The organism is Streptomyces sp. Y2F8-2 (assembly GCF_014905555.1).
GTDB lineage: Bacteria > Actinomycetota > Actinomycetes > Streptomycetales > Streptomycetaceae > Streptomyces > Streptomyces cynarae.
Genome location: NZ_BNGS01000022.1, coordinates 1 through 12,249, shown reverse-complemented (window position 1 = coordinate 12,249; position 12,249 = coordinate 1). Strand labels below are relative to the sequence as shown.

The 12,249-nt window shown below is 69.2% G+C and carries 9 protein-coding genes and 2 pseudogenes; 7 read left to right on the top strand and 4 right to left on the bottom strand.

Going from position 1 to position 12,249, the window contains the following annotated elements; all coding sequences use genetic code 11:
• The 3 genes and pseudogenes from SY2F82_RS38395 to SY2F82_RS38385 all read right to left on the bottom strand — a co-directional run.
• A pseudogene (locus SY2F82_RS38395) lies at positions 1-784 on the bottom strand (hypothetical protein); the annotation flags it as partial.
• Positions 785-1,129, bottom strand: a complete 345-nt coding sequence (locus SY2F82_RS38390) for a hypothetical protein (protein WP_200423722.1) — start codon at positions 1,127-1,129, stop codon at positions 785-787.
• Between the two features lie 390 nt (positions 1,130-1,519).
• Positions 1,520-1,747, bottom strand: a complete 228-nt coding sequence (locus tag SY2F82_RS38385) for a hypothetical protein (protein WP_200423721.1) — start codon at positions 1,745-1,747, stop codon at positions 1,520-1,522.
• Positions 1,748-1,955: 208 nt separating this feature from the next.
• Here SY2F82_RS38385 and SY2F82_RS38380 point away from each other — a divergent pair, with 208 nt between their 5' ends.
• The 5 genes from SY2F82_RS38380 to SY2F82_RS38360 all read left to right on the top strand — a co-directional run bounded on the left by SY2F82_RS38380 (position 1,956) and on the right by SY2F82_RS38360 (position 10,516).
• Positions 1,956-4,619 (top strand): toxin glutamine deamidase domain-containing protein, encoded by a 2,664-nt coding sequence (locus SY2F82_RS38380; protein WP_200423720.1) that lies wholly within the window; start codon positions 1,956-1,958, stop codon positions 4,617-4,619.
• 38 nt (positions 4,620-4,657) lie between these two features.
• Positions 4,658-6,946 (top strand): SUKH-4 family immunity protein, encoded by a 2,289-nt coding sequence (locus SY2F82_RS38375; protein WP_200423719.1) that lies wholly within the window; start codon positions 4,658-4,660, stop codon positions 6,944-6,946.
• A gap of 144 nt (positions 6,947-7,090) precedes the next feature.
• The gene (locus tag SY2F82_RS38370; RefSeq protein WP_200423718.1) at positions 7,091-9,016 is read left to right on the top strand and encodes an ATP-binding protein; all 1,926 of its coding nucleotides are present in this window, start codon (positions 7,091-7,093) and stop codon (positions 9,014-9,016) included.
• Positions 9,017-9,087: 71 nt separating this feature from the next.
• Complete coding sequence (locus tag SY2F82_RS38365) at positions 9,088-10,152, top strand: SUKH-4 family immunity protein (protein WP_200423717.1); 1,065 nt, start codon at positions 9,088-9,090, stop codon at positions 10,150-10,152.
• 61 nt (positions 10,153-10,213) lie between these two features.
• Positions 10,214-10,516, top strand: coding sequence for a hypothetical protein (locus SY2F82_RS38360; protein ID WP_200423716.1), 303 nt, complete (start codon positions 10,214-10,216; stop codon positions 10,514-10,516).
• A gap of 15 nt (positions 10,517-10,531) precedes the next feature.
• Here SY2F82_RS38360 and SY2F82_RS38355 read toward each other — a convergent pair whose 3' ends face one another.
• Complete coding sequence (locus SY2F82_RS38355; RefSeq protein ID WP_200423715.1) at positions 10,532-10,960, bottom strand: hypothetical protein; 429 nt, start codon at positions 10,958-10,960, stop codon at positions 10,532-10,534.
• Positions 10,961-11,026: 66 nt separating this feature from the next.
• On the opposite strand from SY2F82_RS38355, the gene SY2F82_RS38350 reads away from it, so the two are divergent.
• Both SY2F82_RS38350 and SY2F82_RS38345 read left to right on the top strand, forming a co-directional pair.
• Complete coding sequence (locus SY2F82_RS38350; protein ID WP_200423714.1) at positions 11,027-11,731, top strand: hypothetical protein; 705 nt, start codon at positions 11,027-11,029, stop codon at positions 11,729-11,731.
• A 312-nt stretch (positions 11,732-12,043) separates the two neighbouring features.
• Positions 12,044-12,249: pseudogene (locus SY2F82_RS38345) on the top strand (PE-PGRS family protein); the annotation flags it as partial.

Here is a 12,249-nt window from a genome sequence, read left to right as displayed (position 1 = left end):
AGGGCACCGACAGCGCCTGGGAGGCCATCAAACAGACCCCGCAGACCCTCGCCGAGGGCGTGCGCGACAGCCTGGGCGAGAAGGCCGGCCACCGCGCCCACCACGCCATCGACAGCCGCATCGACGGATTCCACGAGTCGGGGACGTCGGACGGCGACGGTGCGGACGGGGACGGCGGAGGTGACGGGTCGTCCGACTCCTCCTCGGAGTCGTCATCCGATTCCGGGTCGGAGTCGTCGTCCCGCTCCTCGTCCGATTCGTCACCGGATTCCTCGTCCGGCTCTTCGTCCGACTCCTCTTCCACGTCCTCCAACGACTCCGGCTCAGGGTCCGGGGCGGACTCCTCGACGTCGGACCACACGAACACGGCGGCCGGCACGCACATCGGTGGCGGGATATCCGCCGACACCGGCGGCACCCACGTCGGCACACCCGACCTGGGTGCGGGCCCCGACTCCGACGGCTCCGGCCCGGGGACCGGGCAGAACCCTTCCACCTCGGACATCCCGACCCCGAGGCATACGACGTCGCTGTCGGACTTCGACGACCCCTCCCCCGGCACACCATCACACAGCGCCCCGGACGCCACCGGCTCGCCCAACGCTCCCAGCACGTCAGGCCCCACCGGCACCAGCGGCGGCTCTTCCCCGTCCGGCATCTCCTCACCGACACCGCACGCCGCACCCAGCCACGCCTCCTCCAGCGGTACGGCATCCCCGGCGGAAGGCGGCAGCGGCGGCGGAATCGGCACGTCGATCGACAGCCTGGCCGCCAGTGTCCCCACTCAGTCCCACGCCGCACCCGCACCGACCACCACCGACCACTCCCCTGGCGGAACCGGCGGCCGGCCGGACGGCACCTCCGCCATGCCGACCCCGCCCACGCCTGCGTCGACTGTGGACAGCGGTCCGACCCCACGCTCCACCGCAAGCACACCGGGCACGACCTCCTCGGCAACGAGCCCCACCAGCACCGCTTCGGCCCCCGACCCGGCGAGGAATCGTTCTTCCGCCACGCCCAGCACGCCGTCATCGACCGGAACGGGCCCCGCCTCCGCTCCGAGCCCTACGCCGTCCTCGTCGACGCCGCGGACACCGCGCACCTCGATGCCGGACGGCCGGATGCCCACGGGGGATGGCCGAATACCGGGTACGGGCGACGGTCGCACGCCCGGCGCGACGGACGGCCGCATACCGACACAGCGCACCCCTGGCACCGCCCCGGACGGTCGCGCGCCGTCCCGCAACACTCCGGACGAACGCACGGCATCCCCCAGCACCTCGGGCTCCACACCGGGTGACCGCACTCCGCCCCGGAACATCGCGGACGAACGGACGACACCCCGCACCGCTCCGGACGAGCGCGCTACTGCGCGCAACACCACGGAGGAACGCACCACCGCCCGCAACACCCAGGACGACCGCACCACCCCCCGCAACACACCCGGCACCACGCCGGGCGACCACACCACACCCCGTAACACCTCGGACGCGACCAACGCGCGCGCACCCACCCGAAGTCAGAACCCGAGTCCGAACTCGGACCCGGCCACGAGCCGAAGCCCGAGCACGAACTCAAACCCGGGCACGAGCCCGAACCGGAACCCGGCATCGAACCCGGGCCCGAGCCAGACCTCCTCCCCTTCCCCCTCAACCGGCGGCGGACCGTCGGAACGGACGTCGACACCGAGCAACAACACCCCGAACTCCTCGACACCGCCCGGTTCGACGACACGGCCCGGTTCCACTCAAACCCCCACTGTGTCCGGCGCGGCCGGGACCCAGCCCCAGCCGGGCACCCGCCCCACCCCCAACCGGCCGCCGAACCCGCCAGCAGGCACGGCACCCGGCACCCCTGCGCATCCGCACGCCCCGCAGGAGCCGGCGTCACAGCACGACAGGTCGAAGACGCCGGAAGCCGGGACGGACAAACCGCACGACTCCCAGCACCACCAGGTGACGCCGGTCCCGATCCACACCGTCCCCCACGCGCCGTCCTCACCACCGTCGCAGGCGGGCCACGCCACACCGCCGTCCCCGGGCGCGCCGCACACCCAACCCGGCGCCTCACCTCAGCAGCACCCGCACCAGGACAGCCTGAACGACATCCGCAACGACCTGGATCACTACCCGGGTGGCCTGACCGAACCGCACCCCGACGACCAGCAGGCGCTGGTGAACGCGGTGCCGCACAATCCCGACGGCACCCCGCAACGCTTTCCGGACCCCTTCGGTCACTGGTCCCAACTCCAGAACGACGGCGGCAACACCGTCCCCGGGCGCAGCAACAACTGCGCCGACTGCTCCCGCTCCTTCCTGGAGACCTGGTACGGAAACCCCCAGGTCTCAGCCCCTCGCACGCTCGACGTCGACGAACACGGCAACCCGGACCCCTGGTCCCCCGAGCACAACGCCAACGCCAACCAGATCCGATGGGCGGGCGCCTCGCACATCTACGCCGGCACCGGCAGCGACCCCCACACCCCCGCCCGCATCGCGTGGGACCTGCAGCAAGCCGGCCACGGCGCCGCAGCCATCGTCCAGGTCTCCTGGCCCGGCGGAGGCGGCCACGCCTTCAACGCCGTCAACTACCACGGACAAATCCTCTGGATCGACACCCAGAGCGGCGATGTGAGCCACCAACCGCTCCACATCCCCAGTGCGACCGGCGTGTGGCACATCCCCCTGGACGCCAACCGCAACCCCATCCACCCCACGCAAACCGACACCGACACCACCCACCACGAGTCGGACGAACCCCAAGAAGGGACGGACGCTTCCCACCAGGGGCCGGACAACTCCGCGCAGGGCGACGAGGGCCACAAGACCCTCGAACCGAACGTGTCGGACGGGACCCCGGATGACGTCTCCGGCAAGAACCCTGACCACCCGGAAACCACGCCGACCGCGGGCAAGCCATCGCTCACCGATACCGACGGCCACACCGCGAACAGCCCATCCCTCGCCCGGCAGGACCCGACACACGCCGCTGACAGCCCCGCTCACGGCCCCGCTCACGCCGAACAGGGCCTGCCCCGCGCGGACGGAACGAAGCCCGACGAGCGCTCAGCACGGCATCCGTCCGACGCCATGGAGACGCCGGTTTCCAGCCCCACGCGGAGCAGTTCTGAAAGCCGAGACAGCAACGAAAGCGATCGAGGTACGGCCCGTGAAAGGGGCGACGCGTTCGCATCGGACCACAGCACCCGAACCGACGAGACGCACACCGCCGCTCCCCGTACCACCGACTCGACCGCTGAGCACGAGGCACCTTCACCGACCCACCGTGCCGGTGACGCTGAAACCCCCACCGTCACCAACAACGCGCCCCACACAGCGGCGGGCGACCCGACCGCCGACCGGAGCACTCCTCGGCAATCCCCTGTCGCGAACCTTCGGTCCGCGAGCACCTCGGCTGACCATCCAACCAGCGGCAGCGCGAACCGTCCGGTTACAGGCGACGCTCCTCCAACGGGTCGGCACACCACGCCCCACCACGCCCCACCCACCCCGGTACGCGACGATCATCGAGCTCCTGCGGAACCCGGCGCTGTATCGGATCATCAAAAAGATCCTTTGGCGCAAACAAATCAGCATCGAGAACACGGGATGCTTCCCGAGCAGTCCCAGGCAGACCTCCGCAGCACCCACGATGTGCACACAGTCGATCTCGATCGTCTCTACAGCGACCTTTCCGAGTGGGGCAACACGGACCAACTGCGCGATCTGCTACGCCAATGCGGCCCCCCAGGGCAGCTCAAAGGAATTAACAAACAGACCCTCATCGACACTTTGAGAGAACCGCCGTTCCGTGATCTTGCGGAGGGCCAGCAAGGGGCAGTGGTAGCTGCCATCAGCCGCCTTTCCCTGAAGTTCCACGCAGAACTCGGAGCAGGCGCACTCGACTCCAACGTGCAGAATCCGAACGACCCGTCGGTTCGCCCCCTCGACCACGACGAGGGATCCGAGAAAAGAGAGCGACAGGAGAAAGGACGAGAGAGCCTTTCCCAAAGAATGAAAAAGAAGGGCACACCCTCGGCCGGCGTTCTCTACCACAGCGGGCAAGCAATAGGTAATCCAGACCGCCCCGCACTCCGGAAAGCACTGGGCGCAGAGGATTTCAAGGCACTGCTCGAGAACAAGGGCGACTGGTCTCGGCGGAACTATGCGACCGTTGAAATCTTCGATCCCGCAACCCAAGAGACCACGTACGTCTCGGACAGTTCACTGTCTATGGGTCGAGACTGGGCGGAAGGCGTCCACTCCGAACCTCACATCCTGGATTATGTGAACGCCATCAATACCCAACGAGCAGAAGACCAAAGGATCCAACTCGTAAGTTTCTACACAGAGCGCGAGCCCTGCGGCCCCGCCTTGGGGACCGACTGTTCCTCTTTCCTGGGCAAGCATCTCCCGAAAGACGTCAAAATTTACTACGGGACCCCCTTCCGAAGAGGGCAGATTGAGAACGAGGCAGAGCTGCGCGCTGAGGGTCATGGCGCTGAGGTCAATGAAATGAAGGATGCCGCAGTCGCCGCACAGGGTGAACAGTCACAGGCATACGTGGACAAACTGCACGACATATGGACCGATCTGGCATACGGTGGCCACCTCTCGTGACATAGAATTTTGAGGTCGAGAGGGAGGAGAGGCACGCCGTGGTCATCAACACGGAAAACTGGCAAAAAATCCAGGAATGGATGACATCCCCAAAAAGGAGCAGTAACCTGCTTCTCATTGCGGGCACCGCCGGATCGGGAAAGTCCGAGTTCGTCAGAGAGGCTGCGGCGGAAATCAGTGGCTCGATCCTCATCGACTGCACGGGCTTGACAGCCGACTCCGTCGCGCGGCGAATCGTGACAGAACTCGGGGGGGACCTTGCACCTTCTGGCCGACGATGGCGCAAAGATATACTGCGCACAACGGTAGAGGGAGAGCATGTAATACTCCTGTCCAACGTGCAGTGGGCCGGCACGTTGGTGACGTCGTCAGAGCCGTTGAGGATCGCTCGCTCGCTGGCATCAAAGCTGATCTGGGCACCAAAGGCCCGCATTCGCATTGCTCTCGAGTGGGACCCCAGCATCCTTGGCGACCCACCGAACGGCAGTGTCAGCATCTACCTGCAAGGACCCGGCGCACCCGCCGGTGGACATGAGTTGCTGCAGGGCGTGGACACCGCAGCAGTGCAGGCCTTCCACGCCCTGAGCCTTTCTGAACTCACAGCAGTTGACCTTTCGGTGTGGCGCCTTCTCGTCATGGCCGCCTTCCCCTCGAGGCAGCCACCGACCGAGGCCGACCTTCTAAGGATCGCCAGAGATAACCCAGAGGCGTTGACCGTCCTGGAAGATGCGGCCGGGCACCCAGGAGTCGGATTCCGTCGGCCTTTCACAGGACACTTTCGGCGCCAACAAGGTGACGCCCGCCCGGAACAGCAGGACCGGATCACGGAATCGCTGATCACGCATATCCGGGAGTCGAATCCCGGGCGGCCATGGACGGAAGCGGGAGAGGTGGGCGAGTATGCTGCGAAAACGCTGCCCGTTCATGCCGCTTTGGCCGGCTCCCTCGAACAGACGCTCTCACAGGGATGGATCCTGGCAAACTGTGAAGCGTCTTCCGTGTTGGAAGCACTGGGTACCGCCTATCCCGAGGGCGTACCGCACGGCAGCATTGCGGCCGATATTCGCTCTCTGGAGGCCCAAGGCATCCAACCTGCCGGTCAAGGCGAGTGGGTATCCTGGCTGCACCACGCTGCGCTGAGCAGCGGGCGAACCGAACTTGCCCGACAACTCGTCGACAGCGGTGTGGCACTGCCATGGCGCACAGCGTGGTCACGCTGGCGCCCCAGCGGAGTATTCGGCGTGTACGACGGGGAAGTAGGGCGAGTCGACGAGATCGCCCTGGCGGTGGACGAGGCCCACGGGCAGCGCGTCGTCACGGTGCGGGACACCACCACCGACAAGTCGGCACTGCCTGAATTCTCATACGTCATGCGTGAGTGGGAGATTTCCACCGGCAATCCCGTCGGAGAGGAAGTCCACGTCCAGGAGTCTCTCGACGAAGCCGAATGGCTCTTCGAGGACCGAGCCCCGGAGGGCCAGTCAGCGGTCTTCGCGGTGCACTCTCCCTCGGGCTGGCGGGTCGAAGAAGATGGCGCTCCGCCTCTGCCTCGCATGCCTGCAAGTGTCACAAGCGGGGTCTTTGTCGACGGCATGTGGATTCTGGCCGGCAGTGGTGGCCTGTTCGCGGTTTCACCCGGTACCGACCTGGACCCCAACCCGGCGACATGGCTGCCCGAACCGCTGGTGGAAGAACATGCCAGGCTTGCGGTGCCCGAGGTACCGCTCCAGGCGCGCGCCGCGGCGGGAGGTGAACCGTCGAGCAGGCTCTGGTTCGAGGCGGGCTTGGGTGAAGGCGCCTGTCATCGCCTGGCCGCATCGGAGCTTCCCGACGGGGTGGAGAACCAAGCTGCGCGACGCTTCCTGGTTGACATCGGTTTGCCGGTGGTGCGCGGATTCCTGAATCTGTCCACGGACTCGCCGTCGAAAGGCGGTTTGCGAGAGGTTCCGTGGCCCGGCACGGCGCAGAACAGGCCACCCAGTGGCGCGGGTCCACTCTTCCCCATCGGGGTGTGGATGTACTCGCGCCTGTTGCTCGACGGGGCGACAGGCCGGGTGCTGCGCGACACCACTCGTGGCCCGAACACCGTTCTGGCCGGGAGCAGCCTCTCCCAGTTCTTCACCATGGTGCGGCTCTTCGATGAGCACCGTAAGGCCTTTTACCCCAGCCGGTCCGACCGTCAGGACCACGGCAGAATCCTGCGGCAGTGGTGCAGTCAGATCGACCCTGCCGCGTTGGAGGGCGAAGTGTGGGACATCGTGCTCGGCCCCTACGATTTCGAGGACGCCACTTGGGACCTCGTTTCCCCTGATGGCCGCTTTCCGTAAGCCACAACATCCGAGGCGCGAGCCGGTGCGCGACGCCGGGGGCCTGCTCACGACCGGGGAGTCGGACTCGACCGCTCCCGGCCGTCGGCGCCTAAGATCGACGTCGCAGGCGAAGGCGTCCGCGATGGCGGAGGACGGGGACCCATGACCGGCTCGACCGAGGACTACGCACCGCACCCTCACATAGGCGGCCGGACCGCCGCGCTGCGCGCGCTCGCCGCATGGCGCGCGGCCACGCCCGGAGCTGCACGCGTGGTCGCACTCACCGGCAGCCCCGGCAGCGGCCGTTCGCGGCTGCTCACCGGGTTCCTGATGCTGTGCGAGCCGGACTTCCGCAAGCGGCTGCCGCTGGACGAGATGGATCCGTCGACGGTGCCGCCCGAGCTGCCGGCCCCCGCGGTGCCGGCCCCCGACGGGCTGACCGCGGCCCAGGTCCTGTGGCTGCTCGCCGACCACTACGAACTGAACGCCACCAGCACCGAGGACGTGTACGCCGGGCTGGCCGCCCTCGACGAGCCGGTGACCGTCGTCGTACCCGACGTCGACCGCGCCGGTCCGGTGCGCGCCACGGGCGAGCCCGCACGGCTGGTCCGGGAGGTCCTCGCTCCGCTGGCCGCCACCGAGACGGTACGGCTCCTGGCGGAGGTGCCTCACTCGTTGGCCGCCGAGCTGGCCGCGGGGCTGCCGCCAGGCGTTGTGCGGATCATCGATCTCGACGAGCCGGAGTGGGCCGACCCCGAGGGCCTGGTGCGGCACGCCCAGGCGGCGCTGAATCCGGGCTTCGGGGCGCCGGAACTGCCGTTCACCGTCGACCCCGCCGCCCGCCTCGCCCTGGCGGCGGCCGTCGCGCGCCGGGCCGGGACCAGTCCGCTGGTCGTCCAACTCGCGGTCAACTGCGCCCTGATGGCCCCCGAGGGCTTCGACCCGGCCGATGAAAGCCGGTTGCCGACGTCCGTCGGCGAGGCCCTCGACCTGCACGCCCGACGGCTCGGCGCCGACCCGCGGACCCTGCGGCTCATGCTGGCACCGCTCGCCCTGGCCGAGGCCGACGGCATTCCGGTCCATCTGTGGGAACGGCTGGCGAGCGCGGTCGCCGGGCAGGACATGAGCCAGGCACTCGCGGGCGGGATGCTGCTCGCCGCGCCGTTCGTGCAGCCGGAGGAACGAGAGGGGGATGGCGGGCGTACGCTGCTCCGGCTGCTGCATCCGGCCATCGGTGACGAGATCCGCGCCGGCCTGCCCAACGTCCGTGCCGCTCAGTCCCAGATCGCGATGGCACTGCTGGAGGCCGTGCCCGAACAGGACTGGAGCAAGGCCGACCCCTACGTGCGCGACCACATCGCGGGTCACACGCTGGAAGCGGGCCTGCTGCCCCAACTCCTCACCGACCCCGGGCTGTTCGTGCACGCCGACCCGGTGCCGCTGCGCGCCGCCATCGAGGCCGTTCCTGTGGAGGCGCTCGGTGCGCCGGCCCGTACGTACCTGCGTACCGCTCCCCTGCTGACCCGCACCCAGGCCCCTGCCGCGCTGCGCGCCGCCCTGCTGGAGACCGCGTTCGTCGAGGACGGCCTGCCCGAGTTCGCCGGCGCCGTGCACCGGCTCGGCTTCCAGCTGCCCTGGCGGACTCTGTGGAGCCTGCCGGTCGCCGGTGTGAGTGCCGTGACCGTCGGCAGCCTCCCGAGTCCGGACGGGTCGGCCACTGCTGTCGCCGTCCTCGCCGTGCCCGCGGGCACTCCCGGGGCGCGCCCGATCGGAGAGCCCGAGGAGGCGAGCAGTTCCGCGGTGCTGGTCCGCGGCCTCGTACGACCGGATGACCTCGGCGGCACCGATCCCGCACAGATCCTGCGTCCGTCCGAGGAAGAGCGCACATCCGCCCCGCTCGGGCTGAGCCGAGGCGCCGACTACCTGCGCGTCTGGGACCGGGCGAAGGAGGAGGTCGTGGCCGCGTTGATCTCCGACACGCCCTTCACCGCCGCCGACCTCTCCCCGGACGGAATCCTCCTCGTGGCCACCGAGCGCGGGGCGAAGGCCCTGCGCATCCAACCGACCGACGCGGCGCTAGCCTCGTAGCCACACCGCGTCCCCACCCGTAGTCACACCCCACTCACCCGTGGGACCAGCCATCTCGAAGGAGCCTCCCCTTGACCAGCCAGGAGCAGGCGGCGGTACAGGGCGTCAACGCGTCCGCAGGTGCCCGTCCGGTCACCGGCCCGGGCAACACCGCCGTCTTCACCTACGTCGACCCGGCGGGCGGCGAGGAGACCACTCTCTTCCGCAACTCGGGCCCGGGCCTGCCGCCCGCCGAGTACCAGTGCTGGGCCGAGCTGCGGCGGATGAACGTACCCGTCGACAATGTCGTCGCCGTCCACACCGACCTGCGCCCCAGCCTGCTCCCGGGCGGCTACACGGCCGAACTCCTCAATTCCTTCCCCAACGCCCAGCTCTCCTGCTCGCAGACCTACGGAGCCCGTCCCGAGGAGCGCGCGGAGGGCGTCGCGGCGCTGGTCGAGCAGGTCGAAATGCTGCACCGGGTCGCCGGCCAGGAGCCGCCGCCCCGCCCGCACCGCCTCCCGGTTCCCGCCCGGGTCGCGCCCGCGGAGCCGATGCGTGACGTGGCTCTCGGCCACCGCCTCGTGGAGGTCTTCGGCCAGGAGGGCGTACGGCGCCACGACGCCGACGACGTCGCCGCCAGCCCGCTGCCCGACGCCACCAAGTCGACGCTCACCTGGGCGGGGCTCCCCGCCGACCTTCCCCTCTTCTTCAGCGCGGACCGGCCCGACGCGGCTCCGGCCGGCGGCCTGTTCACCGACGTCGCCACGAACCTGCGCGAGCGCCGCAGCCCTGCGGGCGAGGAGAAGATCGGCGCCCTGGCCCATCTGGCCCGGATCGGCTTCGACGGTGTCGCGGTCATCGCGGTGCAGTGCGTGCCCGGGACGACGGAGCCGGACGGCCTCGGCGCCCTGTGGGCCGTGGACCCGGTCACGGCCGAGGCCCGCTACGTGAACGTCTCGGCGGCCGCCTTCGCCCGTTCCCTGGCGCTGCTGGCCACCGTACGGCAGCGGATGCTGGGCCTTGACCCGATCGCGGCGGGCGCGGAGGTGGCGGCACTGCAGGAGCAGCTGGTGGCCGTCGACGCGTCCGCACTGGCCGACGCCGGCACCTGGTGGTCACTGATCGTCGAGCAGATGTGGCACGGGTTGTTCTGAGCGGCTTCCGGAGATCCTCGCTGAGAGACCTGAGACGACTGAGAGAACGAGGAGAGCACCCGTGACATCGGACAGCCCGGCGCCGCCGACCACCGCCGAGCAGGCCCTCGACATCGTCCGCAGCCGGTACGCACAGCCCAGGCTGCCGGACGGCACGCCCGCCCGGCTGCACGTCGAGGAATTCGACATCGGATACCTGGTGTACGCGGAGTTCCCGCCGGCCACCGACGCCTCCGGGCGGCCTCAGCCCGCTCCTCCCGGCGGCAGCAAGATCGTCGTCTCCAAGGAGACCGGGGAGACCGTCACCGTCCCCAACTTCCCGAACCCGGCGGCCATCGATCTGTACCGCAGACAGCGCCAGTGATCAGCCGTTGCGGAATCAGTACAGCGAGAACCCGCCGCTGTGCCGCCCTTGGCTCTTCCTCCCCGACCGTGAGGCCTCGCCGACCGCACCCCTCGGCCCGGGCTGCGCCGCGGACGGATCACCGCTCGTCAGCGGCTCACCGTGCCTGATCTGCTCGCGCTCCTCCTCGGAGAGCGACTCCCACTGACCGCGCAGGGGGGCCAGGCCCCCGCCCAGGGCGCGCGCCACGGCGGGGTCGTCCAGGGCGTCGCGCAGGGCGAGCCGACCGGAGAGCAACCGCTTCGCCGCATCCTGCATGTCCTTGCCGACGCCGTCGGTCTCGGACAGCTTGCGCAGAGCGGAGTTCAGCGATCGAATCTGCTCCGGTTCGAGTGCCTCGTCCAGCACCCCGCGGTCCTGCGAAGAGCCGTAGGGGGTCGGTGAGTTCTCGGGGTGCCTGGCCATGTCCGCTTCTCCTCGCTGCCCTCGTTCCTCGGACACCCGAAGTATCTCCCGTAACCGGTGGATGCCATGCTGACCCCCCAATCGGCCGAAGAGGAGAAGGACTTCGTCGTCATGGCTCAGACGCGCAGCACGGGAAAGGACAAAGGAACCGACCGCTCCCCGGCCGCCGGTCTCGTCGGCAGGGCCTTCGGCCGCCTCGGGCGCTGGGGCGGTCTGGTCTTCCTGCTCGCCGGCCTCGCCCTGAGCGGGTGGGGGGCGTACGAGGGGGCGTACCTGGCGGGTTGGGCCGGCACGCACGGCACCCTGACCGTGAAGCAGTGCGAGGTGAGCTACCCGAACAACGCCTCACGGAGCAGCCACAAGAACCGCCGCCCCGTCCGCTGCGAGGGCACCTTCGTGTCCGACGACGGCAAGAGCAAGGACGCGGCCGCGGCCGTGCAGGTCAGGCATCGGTACACGCAGGGCACCGGGCTGGCGGTGCAGCAGACGGACGCGCCGACGACGGCCACCTCGGGGAACGGCGACTACGTCCAGGGCGGAATGGACCGCGCCTGGCGCTTCTTCGGGGCCTTCTTCGGCGGGTGGGTCCTCACCGGGCTCGGCGTGTTCTGCCTGGCCACGGGTTACGCGCCGTTCGGCCCGAGCCGCGTCTCGTACGACGAGGCATGGGAGGCGGCGGGGCGGGGAGTGACGCGTCCGGTCCTGCTCGGGATGATCGGCGTGGGGATCGTGGGAGCCGGGGTGTCCTTCATGGTCAGCTACTTCGTCTGACCGGTACCGGTTGGGGGGGCCGACCGGCCGACCGACACGTTGTGCTCCACCAAGGTCTGACCCTCTGTGTCCCCCCGGCCTTCCGGCCGCCGTCAGCAGGAGGGGGGGCGGGCGGCGGGCCGCGGGCGGTTCGCCGATGCGCGCCGTTGACGGTCGCGTGTGTCGCAGCAACCGGTAGGACCTGCAACGGATTTGTGACAGCGACGTCCGAAGTCGCCCGCGAGTGATTCCGTAAACTTTGCGGACGGCTGCACTCCTGTGTGATGTCCCTTGACCTATGAGGGAGTTGTGCGGCCGGGTCGGCTGACGGGGGTGCTTTCTGCTGTGTCGATGATGCTGCCGGACGAGCTCGAATGGGTTCTCGAGATGCTCGGCTACCGCTGGCCGACGGCAGACGAGGACAAGCTCAACGAGTGCGCCGCCCTGTGGCGGAAGTTCGGCGACGACGTCACCGAACTGCACACCACGGCGAACGCCAGCGCCCGCCAGGTGGTCGCCCACAACGCCGGCGAGTCGAT

What these genes read in the sequence shown, in the direction of transcription:
- SY2F82_RS38355 (WP_200423715.1), bottom strand. Translation starts at nt 10,960, where the DNA reads ATGGCCAGGCACCCCGAGAACTCACCGACCCCCTACGGCTCTTCGCAG.
- SY2F82_RS38370 (WP_200423718.1), top strand. Translation starts at nt 7,091, where the DNA reads ATGACCGGCTCGACCGAGGACTACGCACCGCACCCTCACATAGGCGGC.
- SY2F82_RS38350 (WP_200423714.1), top strand. Translation starts at nt 11,027, where the DNA reads ATGCTGACCCCCCAATCGGCCGAAGAGGAGAAGGACTTCGTCGTCATG.